Source organism: Rouxiella badensis, from assembly GCF_026967515.2.
Lineage (GTDB): Bacteria > Pseudomonadota > Gammaproteobacteria > Enterobacterales > Enterobacteriaceae > Rouxiella > Rouxiella badensis.
Genome location: NZ_CP114062.1, coordinates 4,575,267 through 4,600,963 on the forward strand (window position 1 = coordinate 4,575,267; position 25,697 = coordinate 4,600,963).

At 44.2% G+C, this 25,697-nt stretch carries 21 protein-coding genes; 16 read left to right on the forward strand and 5 right to left on the reverse strand.

Features of this window, described 5'->3' with window-relative positions:
* Positions 1-6: 6 nt before the first annotated feature.
* On the reverse strand, positions 7-1,005 hold the full coding sequence (locus O1V65_RS21190) for a Gfo/Idh/MocA family protein (RefSeq protein ID WP_017493078.1): 999 nt from the start codon (positions 1,003-1,005) through the stop codon (positions 7-9).
* Positions 1,006-1,077: 72 nt separating this feature from the next.
* Entirely contained in the window at positions 1,078-1,584 is a 507-nt protein-coding gene (locus O1V65_RS21195) for a M48 metallopeptidase family protein (RefSeq protein ID WP_017493079.1), read from the reverse strand.
* 171 nt (positions 1,585-1,755) lie between these two features.
* Between O1V65_RS21195 and rlmG the strand changes: the two genes are divergently transcribed.
* Positions 1,756-2,895: a 23S rRNA (guanine(1835)-N(2))-methyltransferase RlmG gene (gene rlmG, locus O1V65_RS21200; protein ID WP_017493080.1), complete on the forward strand. Its 1,140-nt coding sequence runs from the start codon at positions 1,756-1,758 to the stop codon at positions 2,893-2,895.
* Positions 2,896-2,898: 3 nt separating this feature from the next.
* On the opposite strand, the gene O1V65_RS21205 is transcribed toward rlmG, so the two are convergent.
* The 3 genes from O1V65_RS21205 to O1V65_RS21215 all read right to left on the reverse strand — a co-directional run bounded on the left by O1V65_RS21205 (position 2,899) and on the right by O1V65_RS21215 (position 8,061).
* Positions 2,899-4,932 (reverse strand): oxidoreductase, encoded by a 2,034-nt coding sequence (locus O1V65_RS21205; RefSeq protein WP_269130006.1) that lies wholly within the window; start codon positions 4,930-4,932, stop codon positions 2,899-2,901.
* A 218-nt stretch (positions 4,933-5,150) separates the two neighbouring features.
* Complete coding sequence (gene bglX / locus O1V65_RS21210) at positions 5,151-7,463, reverse strand: beta-glucosidase BglX (protein ID WP_017493082.1); 2,313 nt, start codon at positions 7,461-7,463, stop codon at positions 5,151-5,153.
* 316 nt (positions 7,464-7,779) lie between these two features.
* Positions 7,780-8,061 carry a YjcB family protein gene (locus tag O1V65_RS21215; protein ID WP_017493083.1) on the reverse strand — a complete coding sequence of 94 codons (282 nt, stop codon included), beginning with the start codon at positions 8,059-8,061 and terminating at the stop codon, positions 7,780-7,782.
* 731 nt (positions 8,062-8,792) lie between these two features.
* Here O1V65_RS21215 and O1V65_RS21220 point away from each other — a divergent pair.
* The 15 genes from O1V65_RS21220 (at position 8,793) to O1V65_RS21290 (ending at position 25,692) form a co-directional block, all read left to right on the forward strand.
* Entirely contained in the window at positions 8,793-9,407 is a 615-nt protein-coding gene (locus tag O1V65_RS21220; protein ID WP_017493084.1) for a response regulator transcription factor, read from the forward strand.
* A gap of 80 nt (positions 9,408-9,487) precedes the next feature.
* Complete coding sequence (locus O1V65_RS21225; protein ID WP_017493085.1) at positions 9,488-10,186, forward strand: acid phosphatase; 699 nt, start codon at positions 9,488-9,490, stop codon at positions 10,184-10,186.
* A 121-nt stretch (positions 10,187-10,307) separates the two neighbouring features.
* Positions 10,308-10,850: a methylated-DNA--[protein]-cysteine S-methyltransferase gene (locus tag O1V65_RS21230; RefSeq protein WP_017493086.1), complete on the forward strand. Its 543-nt coding sequence runs from the start codon at positions 10,308-10,310 to the stop codon at positions 10,848-10,850.
* A 918-nt stretch (positions 10,851-11,768) separates the two neighbouring features.
* Positions 11,769-13,226 (forward strand): capsule assembly Wzi family protein, encoded by a 1,458-nt coding sequence (locus tag O1V65_RS21235; RefSeq protein ID WP_157388757.1) that lies wholly within the window; start codon positions 11,769-11,771, stop codon positions 13,224-13,226.
* Positions 13,227-13,320: 94 nt separating this feature from the next.
* Positions 13,321-14,463, forward strand: a complete 1,143-nt coding sequence (locus O1V65_RS21240; RefSeq protein WP_269130007.1) for a polysaccharide export protein — start codon at positions 13,321-13,323, stop codon at positions 14,461-14,463.
* Between the two features lie 3 nt (positions 14,464-14,466).
* On the forward strand, positions 14,467-14,901 hold the full coding sequence (locus O1V65_RS21245) for an arsenate reductase/protein-tyrosine-phosphatase family protein (RefSeq protein ID WP_017493089.1): 435 nt from the start codon (positions 14,467-14,469) through the stop codon (positions 14,899-14,901).
* Between the two features lie 18 nt (positions 14,902-14,919).
* On the forward strand, positions 14,920-17,097 hold the full coding sequence (locus O1V65_RS21250; protein WP_227977636.1) for a polysaccharide biosynthesis tyrosine autokinase: 2,178 nt from the start codon (positions 14,920-14,922) through the stop codon (positions 17,095-17,097).
* 97 nt (positions 17,098-17,194) lie between these two features.
* The gene (gene wbaP / locus O1V65_RS21255) at positions 17,195-18,622 is read left to right on the forward strand and encodes an undecaprenyl-phosphate galactose phosphotransferase WbaP (protein ID WP_017493091.1); all 1,428 of its coding nucleotides are present in this window, start codon (positions 17,195-17,197) and stop codon (positions 18,620-18,622) included.
* A 64-nt stretch (positions 18,623-18,686) separates the two neighbouring features.
* Positions 18,687-19,940, forward strand: coding sequence for an EpsG family protein (locus tag O1V65_RS21260; RefSeq protein WP_165428819.1), 1,254 nt, complete (start codon positions 18,687-18,689; stop codon positions 19,938-19,940).
* 35 nt (positions 19,941-19,975) lie between these two features.
* A complete protein-coding gene (locus O1V65_RS21265) occupies positions 19,976-20,803 on the forward strand; it encodes a beta-1,6-N-acetylglucosaminyltransferase (RefSeq protein WP_165428820.1) in 828 nt (275 codons plus the stop codon).
* A gap of 14 nt (positions 20,804-20,817) precedes the next feature.
* Positions 20,818-21,648, forward strand: coding sequence for a glycosyltransferase (locus O1V65_RS21270; protein ID WP_227977637.1), 831 nt, complete (start codon positions 20,818-20,820; stop codon positions 21,646-21,648).
* Between the two features lie 21 nt (positions 21,649-21,669).
* Positions 21,670-22,626: a glycosyltransferase family 2 protein gene (locus O1V65_RS21275; protein ID WP_269130008.1), complete on the forward strand. Its 957-nt coding sequence runs from the start codon at positions 21,670-21,672 to the stop codon at positions 22,624-22,626.
* Between the two features lie 52 nt (positions 22,627-22,678).
* Positions 22,679-23,566: a glycosyltransferase gene (locus O1V65_RS21280; protein ID WP_165428822.1), complete on the forward strand. Its 888-nt coding sequence runs from the start codon at positions 22,679-22,681 to the stop codon at positions 23,564-23,566.
* A gap of 36 nt (positions 23,567-23,602) precedes the next feature.
* On the forward strand, positions 23,603-24,655 hold the full coding sequence (locus tag O1V65_RS21285) for a glycoside hydrolase family 43 protein (RefSeq protein ID WP_165428823.1): 1,053 nt from the start codon (positions 23,603-23,605) through the stop codon (positions 24,653-24,655).
* 140 nt (positions 24,656-24,795) lie between these two features.
* Positions 24,796-25,692 (forward strand): beta-1,6-N-acetylglucosaminyltransferase, encoded by an 897-nt coding sequence (locus tag O1V65_RS21290; protein ID WP_165428824.1) that lies wholly within the window; start codon positions 24,796-24,798, stop codon positions 25,690-25,692.
* Positions 25,693-25,697 lie beyond the last annotated feature (5 nt).

The following is a 25,697-nucleotide window of genomic DNA, read 5'->3' on the forward strand; positions in this document are numbered from 1 at the left end:
AACTCCTTAAATTTTGTCATCGGCAGGAAAGTGCACACCGGTCTGGCGACGGATTTCGGTTAATAATTTGGCCGTGATACGCGACACTTCGAGACCCGGATGGCCGTAGAACTGGCTCTCTACCAGCGTGGCGAAGGTCTCTGCCTCGTAAAGCATGCTGTTAATATGCTGTGGCTGAGTGAGATCCAGCTTCTGCCCACCGCGTGGCGTATAGCTCAGGGTCTGGCACTCAGAAAGTTTTTCAATCTGTAGCGTGCCTTCTTCACCCTGAATCTCGCTTGGCAGCCAGGAGTCGCTGACCTTGGAGTGGTTAATGACCACCTCGAAATCCCCGTACTCGGTATTTTTGTAGCGCATCAGCACGGTTCCCTGCGCATCGACGCCGCTTTCAAGCAAGGTGGCGCTGGCGTAAACAGAGGCAGGTTCACCAAACAGGGCCACGGTACTGGCGAGACAGTAATAGCCGATGTCCATAATCGAGCCGTTGGAGAATGCCGGGTTAAATGTATTGGGATTCTCACCGGCCAGATAGCGCTGGTAACGTGATGAATACTGACAGTAATTCAGGATAACCTTACGCAGCGGCCCCATTCTTCCCAGCGTGCTTTTCATATGCAGGAAGTTGGGCAGATAAGCGGTTTTGAAAGCTTCAAACAGCACTACGCCATTCTCGGTGGCACAGCGAATTACCTGCTCGGCTTCTTTCAGCGTTGAGGACAACGGCTTCTCGCAAATGACATGTTTCTTATGATTGAGAAACAGCAAAGTTTGCTCGCAGTGCAGCGAGTTAGGGCTTGCGATATAAACCGCATCAATCTCATCGGAGGCCGCTAGCGCTTCCAATGAGTCAAAATAGTGTTCAACAGGGTAGTCGTGACCTAGCGCTTTGGCGCCTTCCAGCGTGCGTGAATAAACCGCTGTCAGCCTAAGCTTGCCGCTTTCGTGTGCGGCGTCGATAAAGCTTTTGGTTATCCAGTTAGTGCCCACCACGGCAAAGCGAATCATGTTTTACTCCCTTATTATTTACCTGAGGAAAATATGAGAAATAGCTGAGAAAGATATGAGGAAATCCTATTGCTACACATACAGTTTGCCAAAGAGATCAAGATGCGTGAGATACATTCGGGTATCAAACTCAAGCTGATGATAATCGGGCGTCATGTGGCAGCACAGGCTATAAAACGCCTTGTTGTGTTCTTTTTCTTTCAGATGTGCGAGTTCGTGAACCACTATCATGCGCAAAAATGCCTCGGGGGCACTTTTGAATACCGTCGCGACGCGGATTTCCGCCTTGGCTTTCAGCTTGCCGCCCTGAATGCGAGAAATCGCCGTGTGCAGCCCTAACGCGTGACGCATAACGTGGATCTTATTGTCATACGCGACTTTGCTCAGCGGAGAAGAGCTGCGCAAATATTGATTCTTTAAATCCAGCGTATATTGATAGAGGGCTTTATCATTGGTCAGATCATGCGGTTCAGGATAGCGGCTGAGCAACACGCTGCCGAGACGCTTTTGCTCGATCAGCTGGTTCACCTGCGCCTTGAGGTGTTCGGGGTATCCTTGCAGATAGGTCAATTCTGGCATAACTGTTTGCTTTGGCTCTCTTTAATGAAGGAAAAACCCGCAAGCAATCTACCCGTGAATGACCCGCGGGCAGCAAGGGGTGACAGATAATCCCTTTTTAACTGAAAAAACATTTTACTGATAGCGCAATTTAAGGGATAAACAGCGCAAATTGAATTATGAGGAGGGCCAATGAGCCATTTTGAACTGGGTACACTGCAACTAGAACTGGTGCGTTATCCGCTACAGGAAGAATCCACCACGTTGCAGGCATGGGAAGCGGCAGATGAGTATTTGCTGCAAACCCTGACCACCGACACACTCAATGGCCGTCCCGTGCTGATTTTCAACGACAGCTTTGGCACTCTGGCCTGCGCGCTGCATGAGTTCTCACCCGTGAGCGTGGGTGATTCCTTTATGAGCGAGCTTTCAACGCGTTATAACCTGCGTTTGAACGGCATGGACGACTCTCTGGTCACGACTCAGAGCAGTCTTGCGCCACTGCCTCAGGCACCGGGTCTGGTTGTCATTAAAGTTCCTAAAACGCTGGCACTGCTTGAGCAACAGCTACGCGCCCTGCGTGAAGTGGTGACGCCGGATACGCAGATTATCGCCGGTGCGAAAGCGCGTGATATTCACACCTCCACGCTGCAACTGTTTGAAAAGATCCTTGGCCCGACACGCACCAGCCTTGCCTGGAAGAAAGCGCGTCTGATCCACTGTCAGCCAGAAAGCGACATGCAGCCTGCCGAGCCGGTCACCACCGAATGGGCGCTGGATGATAGCGAAATGCGTATCACCAACCACGCCAACGTGTTCTCGCGTACCGGCCTGGACATCGGTGCCCGTTTCTTTATGCAGCATTTGCCGGAAGGTATTGAAGGGCGCATCGCCGATCTGGGCTGCGGCAATGGCGTTATCGGCATTACCGCACTGGCGCTGAACCCTGAAGCGGAAATGCTGTTTGTCGATGAGTCATATATGGCCGTCGAATCTAGCCGCGCCAACGTTGCCAATAATCTGCCGCAGGACCTCGACCGCTGCGAATTTGAGGTCAATAACATGCTGTCAGGCGTCGAACGCGAGACGCTGCACGCCGTGTTATGCAATCCGCCTTTCCATCAGGGCACCGTCATCAGTGATGATACTGCGTGGCGCATGTTCTGTGACGCCAAGCGTTGCCTGCTGCCGGGTGGCGAGCTGCGTATCGTTGGCAACCGTCATCTGGACTACTACCAGAAACTGCGTCGCCTGTTCGGCAACTGTACCACCATCGCCACTAACCAGAAGTTTGTTATCCTGCGTGCGGTGAAAACCAACGCCGGTTACTAACGGTTAAATCGCGAGTCCCAAACGGGTGCCCTGATCGATTGCGCGACGGGCATCCAGTTCTACCGCGATATCCGCCCCCCCAATCAGATGCACGACTTTTCCTGCTACAAGCAAGGGTTCAGCAAGGCTGCGCTGCGGCTCCTGACCCGCGCAAATAATCACGTTATCCACTTCCAGACAGTAAGCCTCTCCCTCACGCGTAAAGTGTAACCCTCGCTCGTCAATACGTTGGTAGGTTACGCCGTTAATCATCTGCACACCGCGGGCCAACAGGCTGGCACGATGGATCCAGCCTGTCGTTTTGCCCAGACCGGCACCGACCTTGCTGGCCTTGCGCTGTAAAAGGGTGATGTCTCGCCCAGACGGTAAAGAGTGAGGGCCGCTGGCCGACAATCCGCCGCGCTGTTGAAGACTCGAGTCGATTCCCCATTCTTGGTTGAATGCCTCAACGTTTAGGCTGGATGAGGATTCCGCATGGCTGAGGTATTCGGCGGTATCAAATCCAATGCCCCCCGCGCCGATGATGGCTACGCGTTTACCGACCGGTTTTTTATCACGCAGAACGTCGAGATAGGTCAGCACGCTTGGATGTTTGATACCCTCGATGTCCGGCAGGCGTGGCAAAATTCCGCAGGCGAGAACGACCTCGTCATAGTCTTCGAGCGCACGGACATCGACTCTTTCGCCGAGCCTCTGCTGTACCTTGAGCAGTTCGAGCTGACGAGTGAAATAGCGCAGCGTCTGGTAAAACTCCTCTTTGCCGGGGATCTGTTTGGCGATATTAAATTGGCCGCCTATCTCCTGCTGGGCGTCAAAGAGCGTGACGTGATGCCCCCGCTGAGCTGCCGTAGTGGCGAAAGCCAGACCCGCCGGCCCAGCGCCCACTACGGCAAGACGTTTAGGTCGTGTGGTTGCGATAATCGGCATCTCAGTTTCGCGGCAGGCGCGCGGGTTGACCAGACAGGAGGTCAGCTCACCGACAAAAATCTGATCGAGGCAGGCCTGATTACAGCCGATACAGGTATTTATTTCATCCGCGCGGCCCTCGGCGGCTTTCTGCATAAAGGCTGCATCGGCGAGGAACGGGCGGGCCATCGAAACCATATCTGCCGCGCCCTGTGCCAATAATGTCTCTGCGACCTGAGGGTCGTTGATGCGGTTGGTGGTAATCAGCGGAATGCTGACCTTACCCATCAGCCGTTGCGTCACCCAGCTAAAGCCTGCACGTGGGACGCGGGTGGCGATGGTCGGGACACGCGCCTCATGCCAACCAATTCCAGTGTTGATAAGGGTGGCACCAGCACGCTCGATTTCTACTGCCAGCTGTTCTGTTTCTTGCCAGCTTGAGCCGTCTTCAACCAGGTCGAGCATCGACAGACGATAGATAATAATGAAGTCCGAGCCGCAGGCCGCGCGAACGCGGCTCACCGCTTCAATGGCGAAGCGCATCCGCTTCTCGAAGCTGCCGCCCCACGCGTCGTTGCGCTGATTGGTGCGTGCGGTTAAAAATTCATTAATCAGATAGCCCTCTGACCCCATGACCTCCACACCATCATAGCCTGCCTGTTGGGCAAGACTGGCGCAGTGAGCAAAGTCGTCGAGGGTCTGTTCTATCTCTTCTTCGCTAAGCGCATGGGGTGAAAAGCGATTGATAGGAGCCTGTATTGCCGAAGGAGCGACGAGGGTAGGTTGGTAGCTGTAGCGCCCGGCGTGGAGAATTTGCAGGGCAATTTTCCCGCCCGCGGCATGCACTGCTTCGGTTACCGTCTGGTGATGGGCAATCTGTGAAACGTCGTTGAGCACCGATCCGCCCTGATACACCACGCCCTGCACGTTGGGGGCTATCCCTCCGGTGACTATAAGGCCCACTCCCGCTGCCGCGCGCTCGGCATAAAAGGCCGCAAGCCGCTCTGGGCCGTTTTCCATCTCCTCAAGCCCGGTATGCATCGAACCCATCAGAACGCGATTTTTGAGCTGGGTAAAACCCAGATTGAGAGGAGCAAAAAGATGGGGATAGGGAACGGATTGATTATTCATAACGTACTCCATCAAGAAATTCCGCTACCGCCGTAAATTTGATTAATTCACACAAGTGGTCGGATGAGATGAAGTTAAATCTAACGCGTGGTGCGTGGCTTTCAAACTGAGGCTGCAATGATTGTGATAGGGGTCATAAATTATTGTCGAACGGCGGTTAAAGGTGCGTCGCCTCCCGACACAATTTGTCGGGAGGCGGTGAACGTTAGCTGGGCCTATTACTTAAGCTGGAAGCTGTTTTCTTTAACATTTACCGAATCCAGACCGATAAATACGTTAAATTTCCCTGGCTCCGACGCCCATTTTAGCTGGTTGTCGAAGAAGCGAAGATCCTTCTCGCGAAGCGTAAAGGTGACACGTTTTTCTTCACCCGGCTGTAAATCGATTTTCTCAAAACCTTTCAGTTCTTTAACAGGACGACTTATCGAAGCTGTGACGTCGCGAATATAGAGTTGAACTGTCGTTGCTCCTGCTACTTTACCAGTATTCTTCACCGTGACGCTGGCCCTGATTTCCCCCGTTTTAGACAGCGTGGTTGACGAAAGGCTGACGTTTGAAACGCTGAAATCGGTGTAACTCAAGCCATAGCCAAACGGGAAAAGCGGGCCATTGGGAATATCGAAATAACGGGAAGTATATTTGTCTGGCTTCTGCGGATTAAACGGACGACCAGTATTTAGCATGCTGTTATAAATAGGAATTTGTCCGACGGCGCGTGGGAAGGTCATCGGCAGTTTGCCCGATGGATTATAGTCGCCAAACAGAACGTCGGCGATGGCATGCCCGCCTTCTGTGCCGCTATACCAGGTTTCTAACATCGCATTTGAGATGTCGTTTTCCCAGCTTAAGGTTAATGGACGACCATTCATCAATACCAGAACCAGCGGTTTACCGGTCGCCTTAAGGGCCTTGAGCAAGTCTATCTGTGCCTGTGGGATATCGATTTCCGTGCGGCTTGAGGCCTCGCTAGACATTCCCTGAGACTCCCCAACCACGGCAACCACCACGTCGGCCTTGTCGGCAGTTTTCACCGCTTCGTCAATCATCTGTTGCGGCGTACGCGGATCGTTGGTTATCGCTTTATCATAGGAGTTCAGGAAGTCATAAATGTTTTTATCATTGGTGATGTTCGAGCCGCGAGCGTAAAGCAGGGTGGCTTTATCACCCAGTGCATCCTGCATGCCTTTGAGCACCGTGACCGACTGCTTCGCTACGCCTGCCGCAGACCAACTGCCCATCATGTCACGCTGGCTGTCTGCCAGAGGGCCAATCAGCGCGAGGGTGCCTTTTTTCTGCAACGGCAGGGTGTGGTTATCATTTTTAAGCAACACCAACGAAGTGCGGGCCACTTCTCGAGCCTCGTTGCGATGCAAACGGCTCTCTGCATTGGTATCAACAGGGTCGGTAGAAGCCGGACCAAGATGACGATACGGGTCTGCAAACAGGCCCATGTCCCATTTGGCGGTTAATACATCCCGCACTGCGCGGTCGATATCCTGCTGTGAAACCAGCCCATCTTTCAGCAGGCCCTTGAGATATTTGCCGTACATGTCGTCGGCCATATCCATATCGACTCCGGCCTTGAGGGCCATGGCTGCTGCCTGACGGTCGTTTTCCGCCACACCGTGTTTCACCAGACCACCGATTGCGCCGTGATCACTGACCGTGAGGCCTTTAAAATTCCACTGGTTGCGCAGAACGTCTTTCAACAGCCAGGCGTTTGAGGTTGCGGGAACACCGTTTACGGAGTTGAGTGCAACCATCACGCCGTCTGCGCCAGCGTCGATTGCTGCTTTATAAGGAGGCATATAGTCGTTAAACATACGCGACAGGCTCATGTCTACCGTGTTGTATTCACGACCGCCTTCGACGGCACCATACAGCGCGTAATGTTTCACGTTTGCCATCACGCTTTCTGGTCCGGACGCATCGTCGCCCTGATAGGCTTTAACGGTGACATAGGCCATGCGCGAGGTAAGAAACGTGTCCTCGCCGAAGCCTTCCGACACTCGCCCCCAGCGTGGGTCACGGGTGATGTCGACCATCGGTGAGAAGGTCATATTCAAGCCGTCGGCGGCAGCTTCCTCAGCGGAAATATGTGCGCTAAGCGCCACGGTATTCATGTCCCAGCTTGAGGCTAAACCCAGGCTAATTGGGAAAACGGTACGCTGACCGTGAACGACGTCATAGGCATAGAACGGGGGGATTTTTAATCGGCTGAACTGTACCTGGTCCTGCATGCGGCGAATATCGGGCTTTGTCACGGTGTTGAATACACCGCCGACCTTGCCGGCTCTGATATCAGCCATAATCTTTTCTTTTGGATTATCGGGCCCGACGCTTACCAGATTAAGCTGCCCTATTTTTTCGTCCAGCGTCATTTTTTTCATCAGGCCGGAAATAAAGGCGTCACGTGCTTTGACCTGCAACTGTGGAATTCCCGAGGATTCTGGACGCGTTGTCGGGCTTTGGGCATAAAGCGGAGCGCTCAACGTCAAAAAGAGTGCGCTAATAATATGATGCGTTTTCATTAATTATCCCTTGTCCCATCGTCAGCGTATGGGTAAAGCTCATAAAAACATACAGATAAAGTTTTTTATACATTAGGCATAATGCGTAGAGAGAATCTAATACGGTAATTCGCGCTTTAGCAATTAATATATTTGATTAACAAAGGAAAAATTGTTTTCTGTCGAGGCGACTCGCAAATTTTGGCAAGGGGATGGCGCATTAAAGAGGCAATAAAAGAGCAGGGCAGGGAGGTCAATAAGGGAAAGAGCAAACGGCATCAGCGAAGAAGAGCGCGCGATGCCGCACTAGCAAATTAGAAAAATAAAAATCTATATATCAAGGCATTGGCCAGTTAGTCGGGGTCTGGCTCATAATGTCGATGAACACATGTTTGGAGGTCATCCAGAACTGAGTCACGGCCTCAATACTGAAGGTCATTCCCATTAATCCCATCACAAACCAACAGGTCATAGAGAGGCCCAGGCCGCTACACATGAACGCCAGAGTGTTCTTACTGGTTTGACGGCAAACCACATTTAATTGGCTGGCGAAAAACATCATAAGTGCGCTCAGTAATTCCCAGCGCATCATCATGAATCCAGTAGTCAGGGTATTCATCGAATGGGTTCCTATAATGCAGTCAATCTTTTACGCTTACGAAACAACATATTTTCAGAGCAACGCACTGAATCTAAATAGGTAATAGTAGAAAATTGGAAAAGTTAAATGATGTAAAGTGTGATTCAGGTCACATTCTATCATTGGATTTCGATTTTGTGCAAAAAACAATCTGGAATATTAACCCTCACAAATCGCATAAAAGTTATAAAAATATTCAGCCTTATGCGATTTTAACGAAAATTTAACTTTTCGCCCCATGGCCTCTCCGACTGCTTTGAGGGTTTTGGCCTCTTTATGCACAGATTGATTGGCTTAGCGCTGTGAGCAAAGCTGAAACACTTTTTTCCTTAAAACAGTAGAAATATTAATGCAAAATTTTTTGTTTGGCCGGTTTAGCGCCAAATCCGAACATTTTTGACATTAACTCATAAGAGTTTTTGGAGTTGTTTCTAGCTGCAAAAGCTTTACTAAGAAAAATCCTATCACTACTCTGCGGCGATAATTGTTGCTTTTATGTAAAGTTGAGTCGAAAAGCAACATTCTGGGTTCATCTCGTTAGGGTTAAGTTTTCCAAAATCAACAAGTGGCGATATAAAAAATGGTCATAAGCGTGATTTATGGTTTTTTACTTCTTAATTGAAATTAACAAAATAAACCCTATTCATGATGTGCGGGTAATTTTATATTTTTATGTGCCGTTAGGATGACTCTTTATATTTAAGGGAACTATGAAAAACTTGGTCTTAATGGAACCCCATTCCTTTACCTGCATGGCCATCAGAACGTTAATTCCTGAAGACATTAAAATTCGGGGGGCGTTAAAAGGTTTCCCACCGTTACAGTCTATGCTTGATGCAGAAATGATCGACGTTATCGTCATGGAAATATATGATACAAACCTATTTCCTATGGATGGTATAGACTTTATACGGCGTAACTCTCAGCATTGGAACAACGTCACACTGATCGTCTTTACGGATGTTGATAATATTTTTCTTATCAAAGAGTTAATGAAGTGCAAGGCGCGTGTTTTGATCTCGAAAAAGGACGATATTTCCGAGATAAGGCATGCTATCAATAAAGGGATTTCCGGTGATTATTATTGCAGCCCCAATCTGCTGGCTATCGTTAATGCCGATAATAACGAGCTGTCATTAACCTCAAGCGAACTAAGGGTAATGTCGCTGTTATTAAATAATAGTACCCCAGTGGAAATATCCGAACACCTGGGCGTGAGCTATAAAACCGTACAAACACACAAAAGAAATGTGATGCAGAAATTAGGTGCTCGCAATAGTTTTGGATTGATGAAAATAGGTTATCAATACAAAATCAAACTCTAAAGCGGCTATTTTTTGTCATTTGACTGTCACGTTCTCTCAATAAACTCCTGCCATCTTTTCCCATCATCAGGAGTTTTACCTTGCGTAATTTCGTCGCCGTTCTCGCCTTCCTTATTTTCGGGGCAGCATTCAACGTAAATGCTGCCGACGAAGCCAAACCGTTTATCACCGCCAAAGAGGTAGATTTGACTCAGTATCTGCCTGCACCTCCGGCGGATGATTCAGCGCAAACCAAGGCAGAAATCGCCGAACTTCTGGCGATTCAGGCGAAACGTACCCCTGAGCAAGAGAAGGCCGCTATCGCTGATGCACAGGAAAATGTGTGGCGCTTTGCCGACGTGATGGGGCCAAATTTCGATGCAGCCAGGCTCCCAAAATTGAGTGCTTTTTTTGACCGCATCGTTTCGACCGAAGACGTGGTGGACGATCGCGCTAAAAAATATTTCCATCGCCCACGTCCCTACATGCTTAACGATGAGATCCATCCGTTGCTGAAAAAATCCAGTTCTGGCTCGTGGCCGTCAGGTCATTCGACGTTAGGGTATCTGATGGCGACGGTGTTAGGAGATATGGTTCCTGAAAAACGCAACGCGCTGTTTGCACGTGCGTCCGATTATGCTGAAAACCGTCTGATTGCTGGGTTCCACTATCGCTCAGATACCGTGATGAGCCGCACGGGTGCTGCACTCATTGCACAGAAAATGTTTGAGCAGCCGGACTTCAATCGCGAGTATGACGCGGCGAAAGCCGAGCTTCAGGCCGAGATGTCGAAGCAATAATTAGCGTGATGCTGCCTGGCGGACATAGAAAGAAGCGAGATAATTATCTTTTATTGGGTTTGCTAAGCAGCCGACATTCTCTACACTGGTGGAAGTCTTGTTACTGCCTCCAGGGTTAGATATGGAAAACGCCTTCAAACTAATGGACTCACCGGTGGGCGTATTGACGCTTGTTGCCAGAGGCCGTCGTCTAGCCGCTGTGCTTTGGGAGCACGAGCGTGAAAACCGCGTCAGGTTAGGCAGCTTAATCCAGGACAACCACTCGCCCATACTCCTGAAAACGGAACTACAGCTCAATGAGTACTTTTCTGGTAAACGTACACAGTTCGAGCTGGATTTAGATTTTCAGGGAACTCCGTTCCAAAAACAGGTCTGGCAGGCCTTGCTCGCGATCCCTTTTGGTGAAACACGCAGCTATGGGCAAATTGCGCTGGCCCTTGGTAACCCTAAATCGGTGCGCGCAGTCGGCGCGGCGAACGGGCGTAATCCTATTTCAATTATTGCTCCCTGCCATCGAGTGATTGGCGCATCAGGGGCTTTGACAGGATTTGCCGGTGGGCTTGAAGCAAAGTCATTTCTGCTGGCGCTCGAAGGCCACAACCTTGGTACATCGGCAGCGACAGCGAAGTCTTTGCTCAGCCGCCAGGCTGAATTACCTTTCTAACCTTACCCACATCCCTTACTGAGTCACTGCGTTTTCTTTCCACGTTTTGCTGAAATTATCCTTAATATTGCCCTATTCTGAAGGTCAATTTGTAACGATAAGTCCTTACTGTTTCATTATTGAAAGGGCCATTTCGTCTCGCTCTTTCAGAGTGTTTAATGAGGCTAATGAAACAAAAGTCGGCTTCCCTTATAGACATTGTGTCAACGTTTTTTGATCTAGATTAAGCAAGCAATAGAAAAACAGGTTTTTTCCTATCGTTTATGACTATGAATTTTGTTTAACTTGCGGGGTCGATGATAACGACGAGGAACTGTAAGGTTAAGAATGAAAATGAAAGTGGGGAAGTTTTGCTAAGTAAGTTACAAAAAAAGTGAAATTAACTACTGATTTCGTTTTATTTTCCTTAACAATTAAGTCAATGTGTCGATAATGGGTAATTCACATTCTGTTTCTATATCGCAAGCCGTCCCTCGTCTTAGAGGTGCCGGTTTTTCGCTGTGTATAGATAGAAAGTTTGTTGTGGTCAGTGAGCAATAACCAAAGGGTAAATAAGCATATTTACTGGTTTTGGTTAAAAAAACGGAATAATCGCCCAGCGATTAACGGGCTAGAAGCCCACAGTGCTCTGGTAGCTGATAAGCCAAGGCGGTAGCGTGGGTCATTTTCAAGCGATTTCACGTGCCACTGGTTGAAAAATCTATAACCCCTACAGCCCCCTGTGGCATTATCAGCCGTGCAACCATTAAATTTGGTTATGCTGTCTGAACCTCAACAGAATGAACTAGCCGACTTATACACTCTATAAACGTTGCGCTATTTTCCCATATCGACATTACGGATGGGTCTGTCCATCCTAAATTGACCATAAACCGTCATCATCGGCAAAGGAGAGGGATTACCCTGATGGAAAAAACAATGGCAGTAAAACCAGCTCGTTCTAAAACTCGCTTTCTAGGATTATGTATCGGGCTTGCCTTATTACCATTAGGCAGTGCGTTTGCCAACGGATTGCTTCTTCCTGACAACGATTTACGGTCTGATTTAACCTGGTTGGCTGACCGTGGCGTTATACAGTTAAGTTTGACCACCTGGCCACTTAGCCAGGACGCCGTCGAACAGGCATTGAAAAAAGCCCATCCTTCTTATTCTTCTGAGCAACTCGCGATTGAAAGGGTTCAGGAACGCCTGCGCAGCCTGAAATCCGATGTTCATATTACCGGTTACGCTTCAACCGACAAGCCAGGCACTCCACAGGGATTCGCACAGACACCTACGGCCGATAATAAACTGTCTTTGGCAGCAAACCAGAGCGGAGATTGGTGGGACGTACATCTGCAGGCCAACTGGGAAGGTGACGAGCAAATCGGTTCCCCTTCACACGTTAACCTTAATAACAGCTACGGTGCTGTAAAAATTTGGGACCAGTGGCTTTCATTCGGTCAGACTCCACAATGGTGGGGACCGGGTTATGAAGGGAGCCTGATTCGTTCCGATGCTGCACGACCGCTAACCGGTTTTATGCTGCAACGTGATAGTCAGGATGCACCGAAAACCTGGTGGATGAACTGGGTCGGTCCTTGGCAATATCAAATCTCCGCGGCGCAGGAGGCACAGTATACCGCCGTTCCTCATACCAAAATTATTGGCGCCCGATTGAGCATTTCTCCCTGGCGTTCTTTGGAGTTAGGAGCTTCACGTATTATTCAATGGGGTGGCCAGGGGCGTCCTGAATCGTTGGATAACTTCTGGGATGCGGCAATTGGTAATGATAATACCGCACCTAATGACCCTAATGAGCCAGGTAACCAGCTGGCTGGTTTCGACTTCAAATATAAACTCGAGCCAACATTAGGTATCCCAGTCAGCTTCTATGGTCAGATGATCGGTGAAGATGAGTCCGGCAAACTGCCTTCGGCAAATATGTATTTGGTGGGTGTTGAAGGTCACCATAGCTGGAATAAAGATGCTATTAACTGGTATCTCGAAGGTCACGATACGCGTACCGACAGATCAAGAACAGGCTACAGTTATACCCACCACATTTATACCGACGGTTATTACCAGCAGGGCTATCCACTGGGTGATGCAATGGGCGGCGATGGACAGCTTCTTGCGGCTAAAACCGAGTTAGTGACGGAAGACAACCAGCGTTGGAGTATTCGTCTTGCGTATGCCAAGGTTAACCCTGAAAGCGAAGCTATCAACCATGCCTTCCCGCATGCCGACACCCTTAAGGGTGTACAGCTCGGTTGGGGGGGAGACGTTTATCGCTCTGTACGTTTGAACCTTGGACTTTGGTATACCGATGCTAACCACAGTGACAGCAATGATGTGGGTGCAAGTGCGCAGTTGGATGTCCCTTTAAACCTCTAATCAGCCGAATTGCATAACGCGTGCGGAAATTAAAATAGGGGATGAGGGTAGTGCGTCCTTTCCTTAACTTGACTCTAACTATTGAATTAACTCAATGACAAAAAAATATGCAATCAAGTTGACAGCAGTGGCTGTTTTTGTGGGATTACTCAGTGGGTGTACTGTGGTTCCGGGACAGGGTATAAACAGCCTGCGCAAAAATGTGGTAGAGCTGCCGGACAGCGATGCAGACTGGAATCAGAAGATTAACGTCTATCCAATGACGCCGAGTATCGTGCAGAAAATGCGCCCAAATCCGATTATTTCCAGACCTAATCCTCAGCTTGACGCCTTGCTGAACAACTATGAGTATCGTATCGGGATTGGCGATGTTTTAGATGTCACTGTTTGGGACCACCCAGAGCTGACAACGCCTGCGGGTCAATATCGTAGTGCCGCTGACACAGGTAACTGGGTCGGAGAAGATGGGGATATTTTCTATCCTTACATCGGTAAGGTTCACGTAGCAGGCAAAACTATCGGCGAAGTGCGTAGTGAGATAGCGAGCCGACTGGTTACCTACATCGAGAGCCCGCAGGTAGACGTGAGCGTGGCAGCATTCCGTTCGCAGAAGGCCTATATTTCGGGTGAAGTTTCAAAATCGGGTCAATTACCGATCAGTAATATTCCGCTTACAGTTATTGATGCAATTAATGATGCGGGCGGATTGGCGACGGATGCAGACTGGCGTAATGCCGTGCTGACTCACGACGGCAAAGACCAGACTATTAACCTATATGCACTATTGCAGAAGGGCGACCTGACGCAGAACCACCTGATGTATCCAGGTGATATTCTGTACGTACCACGCAACGATAATCTGAAAGTGTTCGTAATGGGGGAAGTTGTCAAGCAAGGCACCCAGATTATGGACCGCAGTGGCATGACATTGGCTGAAGCGCTGGGTAATTCCAACGGTGTTAGCCAGGTTGAGTCTGATGCATCCGGCATATTTGTTATTCGCCAGATCAGAGGGGGGGATAAAGATGGGCATATTGCCAATATTTATCAGCTGAATGCGAAAGACGCATCTGCAATGGTTATGGCATCGCAGTTTGAACTTAAACCATACGATATTGTTTATGTGACTACTGCTCCAGTTGTTCGCTGGAACCGCGTTATTTCACAATTGGTCCCAACAATTACCGGAACTTACTATTCAGTACAGACTGCGCAATACATTAAGAACTGGGAATGATGAATGTTTAATTCGGTTTTGGTTATTTGTACCGGTAATATTTGCCGTTCGCCAACGGCAGAGAGGCGGTTGCGCCAATTATTACCGGATAAAAAGATTGATTCAGCAGGGGTCGGCGCATTAGTCGGCCATGAGGCCGATCAACAGGCCTCGTTAACTGCTGAAAAGCATGGGCTTTCTCTTGAAGGACACAGCGGGCGGCAGTTCAGCGCCCAGCTGGCCAGACAGTATGACCTGATCCTGGTGATGGAACGATCTCACGTTGAGCAGGTCACCCAGCAGGCTACAGAAGCTCGCGGAAAAACCCTTTTATTAGGGCACTGGCTAAATAAAAAAGAGATCCCCGATCCATATCGCCAGAGCGAGGAAGCTTTCGAATATGTATATCAGTTAATTGATCAAGCTTGCCAGAGCTGGTCAGCGAAACTGGGTGGCTAACTTTTAGGAATTTATTGCATGTCTTCTGTTATTTCCAATAAACCGGCAACTCCGGACTCCGATGAGATAGATCTGGGGCGTCTCATCGGTGAATTAATCGATCACCGTAAATTAATTATCAGCGTTACTGCGGTATTTACCGTTCTGGCAATTATCTACGCGCTTTTTGCTACTCCAATTTATCAGTCTGATGCAATGATTCAGGTTGAGCAAAAACAGGGTAATGCTCTGATTAATAGTCTTAGCCAAATGTTGCCTGATAGCCAACCACAGTCCACGCCCGAGATTGCCCTGCTGCAATCTCGTATGGTGATTGGTAAAACGGTTGATGATCTGAATCTTCAGGCTGATATTGAGCAGAAGTATTTCCCGGTGTTTGGCCGCGGCTGGGCACGAATGATGGGGGAAAAACCGGGTCAGTTAGCAATCAATAGGCTCTATCTAGCCAGTGTTGATGGAAAAACTCCAACTGTAACCCTGACAGTTGATGATGAGATTAATTATCATATTTCTGGAAAAATCCTTCAGCATGACCTCAAGGGGAGGGTTGGTGAACTTCTAACAGATCAAGGTGTTTCTTTGTTAGTTAATAAAATGAACGCCAAGGCGGGAACGCAGTTCATTATTAATTATCAGACACGTCTAGACGCTATAAATGCATTACAGAAAACTTTCTTAGTTGCTGATATGGGTAAGGATACAGGTATTCTGAATCTGACATTGGCAGGTGCCGACCCTCAACAAATCAAAGATATTCTTAACAGCATTAGCGAAAATTATTTAGCACAGAATATTGCGCGTCAGGCGGCACAAGATGCAAAAAGTCTTGAGTTTCTGTCAAAGCAATTACCTAAAGTCCGTAGCGATTTAGATACAGCGGAAGACAAGTTGAACGCGTATCGTCGAAAAAGTGACTCGGTTGATTTATCTCTTGAAACCAAATCAGCGTTAGATCAGATAGTTAATGTTGATAATCAACTCAATGAATTGACCTTCCGCGAAGCAGAAATATCTCAGTTGTACACCAAAAGCCATCCAACTTATAAAGCGTTGCTTGAAAAACGTGACGTGCTTGAGCAAGAGAAAGAGAAGCTAAATAAGCGCGTTTCTGGCATGCCTGCAACCCAACAGGAAGTGTTACGTTTAAGTCGTGATGTTGATTCTGGTCGTGCAATCTATATGCAATTGCTTAATCGCCAGCAGGAGCTAAGCATTGCTGAATCCAGTGCAATTGGAAATGTGCGCATCATTGATGATGCTGTAACCCAGCCTAAGCCCATTAAGCCGAAGAAAACGCTTGTTGTGTTGGCTGGAATGATATTGGGAGGGTTCCTGTCGGTTGGCCTGGTGCTCTTGAGAGTCTTCCTGCGTCGTGGTATCGATTCACCTGAACAGCTCGAAGAACTGGGTATCAACGTATATGCCAGTGTACCAGTGTCAGAATGGCTCAATAAACAAAACGTTGCTAAAACAGGCAAACTCAAGACCCGTAAGCAGGTTGAGTGGGGGAGTTTCCTGGCGCTTGAGAACCCGGCTGACTTGGCCATTGAAGCAATTCGCGGTCTGCGTACCAGCCTGCACTTTGCGATGATGGAAGCATCAAATAATATTCTGATGATTTCCGGCGCAAGCCCTAATGCGGGTAAAACGTTTATCAGCAGTAACCTTGCTGCGATACTCGCGCAGGGCGAACAGCGTATTCTGTTTATCGATGCAGATATGCGTAAAGGTTACACCCACAAACTGTTTAATACAGGTTTTGAGAACGGCTTATCCGACCTTTTGGCGGGTAAGACAACGGCTGAACAGTGCATTAAAAAACTTCCTGCGGTGAATTTTGACTTTATTTCCCGTGGTCAGCTTCCTCCAAACCCGGTTGAGCTTTTGATGCATCCGCGTTTCAAGCAGTTACTTGAGTGGGCTTCCGAGAATTACGACCTTGTTATGATTGACACACCGCCGATTCTTGCGGTGACCGACGCGGCGGTAGTAGGTCGTTACGCAGGAACCACTTTATTGGTTGCTCGTTTCGAACAGAATACCGCGAAAGAAATTGAAGTTAGCGTAAAGCGCTTTGAACAAAGTGGCGTTGAAGTTAAAGGCTGCATCCTCAATGGCGTCGTTAAGAAAGCAAGCAGTTATTACGGCTATGGCTACAGCCACTATGGTTATAGCTACAGTGATAAAAAAGACTAAATAGCGCTTACCGGGTCTGATGCCAGTCAGGCCCGACTTATAACCTGTCAATTTCCTTCTCTCGTTTTGCTTTTTCTCCTTTGTGAGGACCCACATCATGCGTTTTGCCAGAAATTTATGGGTGACTTGTGCCCTGGCGCTGTCTGATTTTATCAGCTTCGCTCTTTCGCTATATATTGCGATTGGAATATTGGAGCTGACGTTAAACCACTATGACGTTCAGGTTCCTGAAAACCAAATTGAAGGGTGGATTGCTCTTCACTGGCTATTAGCCTGCTGCATGGTTATTTGGTGCGGTGTACGTTTGCGCCACTATTTTTATCGCAAAACCTTTTGGTTCGAATTAAAAGAAATTCTTCGTACTTTACTTATTTTTGCGATCGTTGAAATCGCAGTTATTGCTTTTGCAAAATGGTATTTCTCACGTTATTTATGGGTGCTGACCTGGGCGCTGGTGCTTCTTCTGGTACCTACTGCTCGTATGCTGACCAAAGTCGTGTTGGACAAACTGGGTATCTGGCAGCGCGATACCATGATTATTGGTAGCGGTAAGAATGCGGTAGAAGCTTACAAGGCAATTAGCGATGAAACCAACATGGGACTGCGTGTTATAGGTTTTATTTCCGATAAGCCTTCCGAGCTGCCAGACGATCGTCTCGAAGGTCTTCCGGTTATTCATAGCAATGCTAAATGGCTTGAAAATGGCATTGATAAAAGAATGCAGTTTATTGTTGCGGTCGAAAATGATGAGGGTGAGATTCGCAATTCCTGGTTACGTGAGTTGATGATTAAAGGTTATCGCTACGTTTCGGTGATTCCAACACTGAGGGGAATGCCGTTAGACAGCACAGATATGTCGTTTATCTTTAGTCATGAAGTCATGATTTTCCGTGTGCATCAGAATTTGGCCAAGTGGTCATCGCGTATTAGCAAACGTACCTTCGATATCATCTTTTCTCTGGCGATTATCATCTTGCTGTCCCCGGCTCTGTTTTATATTAGCCGCAAGGTGAAGAAAGACGGCGGTCCGGCTATTTACGGGCATGAGCGTATTGGCAAGGGTGGGGTGCCGTTCAAATGCCTTAAGTTCCGTTCGATGGCAATCAACTCGAAAGAACTGTTGGCTGAGCTGCTGGAAACCGATCCTGAAGCACGTGCGGAATGGGAAGAAACCTTTAAGCTCAAGAACGATCCTCGTGTCACTAAAATCGGTGGACTGCTGCGTCGTACCAGTTTGGATGAACTCCCTCAGCTGTTTAACGTGTTAAAAGGTGAGATGAGCCTGGTAGGCCCACGTCCTATCATTCACGCTGAGCTCGAGCGTTATCGCGATCAGGTCGACTATTACTTGTTGAGCAAGCCTGGAATGACCGGGTTGTGGCAGGTGAGCGGACGTAGTGACGTAGACTATGAAACTCGTGTCTATTTCGATGCCTGGTACGTTAAAAACTGGTCTATGTGGAATGATATCGCCATTCTTTTCAAAACAATTGGTGTAGTCTTTAAGCGAGATGGCGCGTATTAAAAAATATTTTTGAGGGAGTATATTTGAGCTCCCTCAATACATTCATACGTAGAGTGAAGTCAAAATGCATTTTTTTTCCAGGTTGAGGATTACAGAGTTAAAGCTAAGAAGATATAATCTCTTCTCTGGTGTTGCTTTCTGCATAAATCCATTTGTCTCTTTAATGTTTTCTGCTTACTACTATTTCAAGGGTAGGGATACTAGTTTTTTCTTTGCATTATCCTTGGCATTAATATTTGTTTATTTCCCAATAATGTATGACACATCAAGTAACTTCTTTGCACAATACTATGTAAAAGAAAATGATGTTTCAAATTTATATGTTGTTCTGCCAAGAGTTCTGCGCGAGTCATATTCCATAAATTACTATTCAGTAGTTTATCTTTACACTGCAATAATCTTCTACTGCTGGTTAAAAACTCTTTATTATAATTTTTCACAGTCTGAAAGTTCACGACGCTTATTGTACCTTATTTTTATAGCAATTTTTTCTCTGAACTACAGGGACGTAATGGACCTAAACAGGAACTGTTTAGCTATTGCCTTGACTTTTTACTGTATATTGTATTTGAATGTTAAATATAGAAAATTAAAATTATTAAACAGCATTGTATTTTTAGCATTATCAAGCTCACTACATATTACTGCACTAATGGTATGGGGGGCTTATCTAGTTGTAACAATGATGAAGTTAAGTCGAAGGAAGTATATAGTCATATTAATATCATGTTCTATTGTCGGTTTTATACTGCCTACTGTTCTACAAGCTTTCAGCGGTGTCATTTCCTCACTTGATGGACCCCTGGGAGGGCGGCTTTCTTTTTATCTGTTCAATAGTAAGTTTGGTGTACAAGTATTTACTGTCTCAACTGCATTGAAAAAGTTCTTAAATTATATCATTTTGATTGGAATAGCATATTTAGGTGTGAAGTATAAGAAAAAAAATAATAGTGATAAAACTGTAAATGTTCTTCTCTTACTATGTTCTCTGGCATTTTTATTTTCAGCATATGTGACATTCTTTGAGCGGCTCGTCTTATGTATTACTTTTTTTTATACTTACCTATTCTTTAAGGATAACGACTATAAGTCAGCAAAGAAAATTTTACTTATGTTGGTAGTTATTAGGACTCTCGCGCTAGATGTTACAGTATATGGACCAATATTCTTTGGTGATTACAGTGATGTGTTACCAGATTATGATAGTAAAGTTGATTTAGAACTTAAACCATTTTATTACCCCACGCCGTTATTATTAGATGTGGATAATGGATATTCTGATAAATATCTTTTGATAAACGACAAGTGGGACTACTGATTAATGATAAATTTACCATGGGGTTATAAATTGTCATGAGAACGGCTGTTTTAATACAGGCTCATAAAAACGAAAAATATATTGAATATCTAGCAAAGAATAACACTGATGTTGCATTCTATGTGCATATTGATAAAAAAAATAAATCCCCATATCAATACCTTATGAGGCTGAACTTATCAAATTTAATAGTTCTAGAAGACCGAGTCTCAGTCTTTTGGGGAGGAAGCAGCCAAATCCATGCGACATTGCGTTTACTTGAGGCTGCTTATGCCAATGTTGAACATAAATTCTTTCATCTCATAAGCGCTGAGTGTGTCCCTCTTAAATCGTTTTCGAAAATTGAAAGTGAATGGATGGAAGATGAAAGTCTGAATTTTATAGAAAGCCGTAAGAGAAAAGAAACAGAATGGAGACTTAAGATCAGAGTGTTCCATTCTAATACTGCATGGATGAGGACAATACCAGGGAGAGTCATAAATAGAGTTTCAAGAGTGTTAGGCTCAATTTATAATTTCTCAGGAATGGATGAAGATCTTTTTTATTTTGGCTCGCAATGGTTTTCCATCAATCGAGAGTTGGTAAGTAGAATATTATATGTTAACAAGGAAATGGATTTTTTTGATGAGTTCAATGGCATATCCTGTGCAGACGAACATGCATTTAATATTTTTGTCAAAAAGTTTGACATAAAAACGATTGATAGTAACAAAAGATTTATTATATTTGACGGCGTAAGTCCAAAATACCTGAATTATGAAGAGCTGAAGGAGTTAACTTCCTTGAAGAATGAAGACTTTTGGTTTGCCAGAAAAGTAACCCCGGCTACTGCAAAGGTTTTTCTCTCAGGAAATACTAATTAGGTTAGATGATTAATATGAATAAAAATGACAATACCGCAGGGGCTGAAATGTTTTCAGTGCTTATTTCCTTGTATAATAAAGAGAAGCCAGAATATCTTTATGAATGCTTGGAAAGTCTAGATAAGCAAATTCTAAAACCAGATGAAACTGTCATCTTTTATGATGGATTTATTTCTAAGGAGCTTGATGATGTTGTAAATGAGTTTTTAGTTTCATTAAATATCCAAAAGGTAATTTCTAAAGATAATATCGGTCTAGGATTAGCTTTGTCGGAGGGACTGAAATTCTGCAGCCATAACATCGTTGCACGCATGGATACAGACGATATTTGTATTAATACAAGATTCAGTAAACAGATTCCAATGTTCAAACAAGACAAAAATCTTGCTCTTTTGGGATCTGCTGTTGAAGAATTTGATGAAAAGGGCGAAACGCGAATCAAGATGCTACCTCTTGATTATGAAAGTATAAAAAAATATGCGCTTATGAAGAACCCTTTTAACCACATGTCGGTTATTTTTAGAAAAGATAAAATATTAGAAGTTGGCGGTTATAGCCATCACCTCTACATGGAGGATTATAATCTTTGGCTTAGATTGATCGAAGTAGGGGAAAGTCTAAAGAATATCCCTGATGTTTTGCTACGCGTCAGGGTGAACAGCGATATGGTTAAAAGAAGAAAGGGTTTGGTTTATATTAAAAGTGAAATTCAGCTCCTTAGGCTAAAGTTAAAGCTAAAAATACATACCCCTTCCAGTAGTATTGCTTCTTTTGTTGTTCGATCGGTTCCAAGAGTTTTACCAACTAATCTGTTATCTGCTTTATATAAAATTGATAGAAGTTAAAATATAATTCTGAGGTGGGTAATGGACTTGTCAGTAATTGTACCTGTATTTAAAGTGGAAGAATATATAGGTAGCTTTTTGGATTCATTATTTAGGAACGTTCCTGAAGGAGTTGAATTTGTATTTGTAGATGATGGAAGTCCAGATAAAAGCATGGACATATTAAATTCTTTTATTGAAAAAAATTCAATATGTAAATCTCTTGTCAAAATTTACTCTCAGGAGAACAAGGGGTTAAGTGGTGCAAGAAATAGTGGGGTCAATTTAGCTAAGGGGAAATATATTTCTTTTTTAGACCCTGATGACGAAATAGAAAGTAGTTATTTTGATGTCATTTTGAGTGAAGTGAAACTAGGGCAAAATCCAGATATTATTACGTTTAATGCATGCAGCATAGATACTCATGGTAATTATCTAGATAAAATAGATGTATGCGATGCTAGTTTGCAAGAAAAAAATCATGCATTGCTTGATATTTTCAACAAAGGGCGTTGGTATGCATGGTCCCGTGCATATAGGCAAGATTTTTTCAAAGACTTTGCCTTTCCTGAAGGCAAAAGGTTTGAAGATTTACTTACTACACCATTTGTTTATCTGGCTGCCGAAAAAATAGTTAATAAAAATGATATTTTAGTAAAATATAGAACAAATCCTCAAGGAATATCTAATAATCCCAAAGATGAAGATATTAAAGATATCAGGATTTTCGCAAATCAGGTCTTTAAGGATTTTGAATTTGAAACTGATAGCAAAAGAAAGTCACTACTTTATATTATTTACTTGTCAGCTATTAAGACGTTATATTTTTTAACCGTCAATAAATATGGGTATGTTAAATCCTACCTTGCAATGAAGGATTTTAGGGAGCGTATTAGTCATGTTGATCCGGTATTTGATACTATGCTGAATAAGAAGAATAAAATCTTCTCTAGAAAGATGTTTCTTTATTATATAATTCAAATCATTAGAAGAAAATAAAGCAATTATTTTTGCTACCAAGTGTAGTTTTCAAAGTTTTAAAGGATGTCATATGGAAAGTTTACCCCTAATAACTATTTACATTATCAGTTATAAACGTTTGGACCTACTCAAAAGATGTATTGATGCAGCAAGAAAACAGACATATAAAAATGTTGAAATTATTGTTGTTGATGATAATTCAGGTTCTGAAATAGCTGATTATTTGGAAAGTATTGCTGAAATCGATGACAGAGTATCCTTTTTTATTAATGATCAAAATAGAGGTGCATGTTTCAGCAGGAATGTTGCCATTGTAAATGCGAAGGGTATCTATATCACAGGATGTGATGATGATGACTTCTTTGAGGAGGATAGGGTTCAGCGATTCTATGAAAACTCATCACTACTAGAGAAATACTGTTTTTTATACACGGGTAACAAATTTAAAATATCAACTGGTATAAAAACATCAAAGATTGATAATTTATCACCTGACGTTATTTCAACACGTGAGCTTATTTATTTTAATGCTGTTGGTAATCAAGTTTTCATTAAAACTGAGCTTCTTAAGAAATATAAGTTTGATATTACTATGCCAGCTTGGCAAGATTTTGATTGCTGGTATCGTATATTGGCCGGTGAGAAAAAGAAAGCTAGAAAAATAGACTACCTTACGTTAGTTCAGGATGTGTCGCACGGTGGTGATAGAATAAGTTCATCTAAAGTTGAAAAAATAAAAAAAGCATTTTCACTTTTTAAAAATAAAAATAATCTTACCAGTATAGAATCTGTTTTATTAGAAAATCATCTAAGAAACTATTTTGAAGGTAAGAAAATGTTCTTTAAGTCACTATTTTATATGGTTGTTTGTAGGTTTTCATTTTTAGCGTTTATAATATTCTCTCAAGCTATTATTAAGTATGTAAAATCTGGTTTTAGACGTCATACGAATGTATGAGTTTCACGCTTACATTAACAGCAATAGGTGGCTCCAATGAGATGTCTGAAAGGTCTGTTTTTAATTTTTTCACTTACATCATGCGCTTACGTTACGACTGCAGATTCGGCTAACACTAACAATAGTTTAGTTCACCGGGGTGAGCCTATCTTAGACGTCACGAATAAACCTGTCGATGCACATGCTGGAGATATTGTTGAGTATAAAGGTACATACTACTGGTTTGGTGAGAATAGAAGAAAAGCTAATCAAAACCCTGGTGTACAAGTTTATGAAAGTAAGGATCTGCTCTCATGGACAAATAAGGGTGTTGCTCTTGCACAAGTCGGCGATCCTAGTTCAGAAATTCAATATGGAAGCATTATTGAAAGACCTAAAGTCATATACAACGATAAAAATCAAGACTTTGTAATGTGGTTTCATCTTGAACACAAAGGTGATGGCTACAAAGATGCTTTAGTCGGTATTGCTCGTTCAAAAAGTATTACAGGCCCCTATAAGTTCATAAAGTCATTTAGAATCAATGCAGAAAAGTTGCCAATGAATACGCTTTCAATGCAGCATGTTCCTAACGGCAAGTTCTTCCAAAGAGACTTCGCCAATGGGCAAATGTCTCGAGATATGACTATTTTCAAAGATACTGATGGTCGTGCTTATCTTGTTAGCTCGTCAGAAGAAAATAGTTCTTTGACTATTTCGCTTCTGAATGACAGCTATGATGGGCTGACTGGCGAGTTTGTTCGTGTCGCCCCTAATGGATATAACGAAGCCCCAGTTATGTTTAAGAAAGGACAGCGATATTTTCTTATAACATCTGGAACTTCTGGATGGAAACCTAATAAGGCAAGGCTTTTCTACTCTGATTCCATCTTAGGAGATTGGCATGGCGCGAAGGCTCCGATCCAAAGTAATAATCCAAATGATGTGAACACGACTTTCAAGTCTCAAGGTGCATTCGTTTTCAACTATCAGGGGCAATATATATTTGTTGCAGATAGGTGGGATACTTCGAATATTATGAATAGTAAATATGTCTGGATACCTATTCGTTGGGACGCAAATGGGATGCCTTATTTGAATTTGAATTAAGTTAATCAAAATTTGCAAAAATAAGCACTTCTCAAAAGGAAATATTTCTTCGAGTAGTGCTTATCTATCTAACTAGATTTTCCTTTACTGGCGGTTTCTCAACCTCCCGTACTGATAATAATTGCTTTTTGGTGCTTAGTATGAGAAAGATTTTTTTAATTTGTGCTCATCAACCTTCTAAATCACTTTCATGGTGCGTTGATTACTTGTCTTCATTTGATGAGAATACAATTATCATACACTATGATAAAAAAAGTGATATTAACCAGGTTGTCAGTTTACAAAAAAATAACGTTCACTTTATTGAAAATAGAGTTGATGTTACGTGGGGGGAGGTAACTCAAATTCAAGCTACTCTCAGACTTCTTAATTTTGCAGTTAAGTTCGATTTTGAGTATTGCTTCTTTTTATCTGGTGATGATGTACCTGTAATGAGTAATGATAAAATGAATAAGATTCTTACCCGATACTCAGGGGCAGAGTTTATTCATTATCAAGATGAAAGAAATAGCTACGTTGATCCCTATGAACGTTGTATTTACCGCTATTCAAATGTATTCTTTTCAAGAAAAAAAGATGTCACCTCCAAAATATTGATGAAATATCATAGAATTACACGTGCAATTTTTTATAAAAATCATCAATTTATAAAATCAATGCGTGATGGCATAATTCCAAAATTATTCAAAGGAACGAACTGGTTTGCTTTTACATCAGATACAGCCAGCTGGTTAATCCAAACAATTGAAAAAAACCCCGCATATCTAAAGTCTTTTGATCATACATTTTGCGCGGATGAAATATTTTTCCATAGTTTATTAAAAACCAAGAAAGGCGTTAAGTTATATCACGATGTTACAAAAATGAATGACTGCCTAAGATACATCGACTGGAAAAGTGGGCCGCAGTATCCAAAGCTATTGAATGTAAATGATATTGATTTAATTAAAAATAGTAATACTTTCTTTTGCCGAAAAGTTGATGAGTCGATGAGTGAATCCGATTTTACTAAATTTAAAGAATTAGTTATTGATTGAAAAAT

Bases quoted from the DNA above. Each gene is read 5' to 3' on its own strand.
- O1V65_RS21190 (WP_017493078.1), bottom strand. From the start codon at position 1,005: ATGATTCGCTTTGCCGTGGTGGGCACTAACTGGATAACCAAAAGCTTT.
- O1V65_RS21195 (WP_017493079.1), bottom strand. From the start codon at position 1,584: ATGCCAGAATTGACCTATCTGCAAGGATACCCCGAACACCTCAAGGCG.
- rlmG (WP_017493080.1), top strand. From the start codon at position 1,756: ATGAGCCATTTTGAACTGGGTACACTGCAACTAGAACTGGTGCGTTAT.
- O1V65_RS21205 (WP_269130006.1), bottom strand. From the start codon at position 4,932: ATGAATAATCAATCCGTTCCCTATCCCCATCTTTTTGCTCCTCTCAAT.
- bglX (WP_017493082.1), bottom strand. From the start codon at position 7,463: ATGAAAACGCATCATATTATTAGCGCACTCTTTTTGACGTTGAGCGCT.
- O1V65_RS21215 (WP_017493083.1), bottom strand. From the start codon at position 8,061: ATGAATACCCTGACTACTGGATTCATGATGATGCGCTGGGAATTACTG.
- O1V65_RS21220 (WP_017493084.1), top strand. From the start codon at position 8,793: ATGAAAAACTTGGTCTTAATGGAACCCCATTCCTTTACCTGCATGGCC.
- O1V65_RS21230 (WP_017493086.1), top strand. From the start codon at position 10,308: ATGGAAAACGCCTTCAAACTAATGGACTCACCGGTGGGCGTATTGACG.
- O1V65_RS21235 (WP_157388757.1), top strand. From the start codon at position 11,769: ATGGCAGTAAAACCAGCTCGTTCTAAAACTCGCTTTCTAGGATTATGT.
- O1V65_RS21240 (WP_269130007.1), top strand. From the start codon at position 13,321: ATGACAAAAAAATATGCAATCAAGTTGACAGCAGTGGCTGTTTTTGTG.
- O1V65_RS21245 (WP_017493089.1), top strand. From the start codon at position 14,467: ATGTTTAATTCGGTTTTGGTTATTTGTACCGGTAATATTTGCCGTTCG.
- O1V65_RS21250 (WP_227977636.1), top strand. From the start codon at position 14,920: ATGTCTTCTGTTATTTCCAATAAACCGGCAACTCCGGACTCCGATGAG.
- wbaP (WP_017493091.1), top strand. From the start codon at position 17,195: ATGCGTTTTGCCAGAAATTTATGGGTGACTTGTGCCCTGGCGCTGTCT.
- O1V65_RS21260 (WP_165428819.1), top strand. From the start codon at position 18,687: ATGCATTTTTTTTCCAGGTTGAGGATTACAGAGTTAAAGCTAAGAAGA.
- O1V65_RS21265 (WP_165428820.1), top strand. From the start codon at position 19,976: ATGAGAACGGCTGTTTTAATACAGGCTCATAAAAACGAAAAATATATT.
- O1V65_RS21270 (WP_227977637.1), top strand. From the start codon at position 20,818: ATGAATAAAAATGACAATACCGCAGGGGCTGAAATGTTTTCAGTGCTT.
- O1V65_RS21275 (WP_269130008.1), top strand. From the start codon at position 21,670: ATGGACTTGTCAGTAATTGTACCTGTATTTAAAGTGGAAGAATATATA.
- O1V65_RS21280 (WP_165428822.1), top strand. From the start codon at position 22,679: ATGGAAAGTTTACCCCTAATAACTATTTACATTATCAGTTATAAACGT.
- O1V65_RS21285 (WP_165428823.1), top strand. From the start codon at position 23,603: ATGAGATGTCTGAAAGGTCTGTTTTTAATTTTTTCACTTACATCATGC.
- O1V65_RS21290 (WP_165428824.1), top strand. From the start codon at position 24,796: ATGAGAAAGATTTTTTTAATTTGTGCTCATCAACCTTCTAAATCACTT.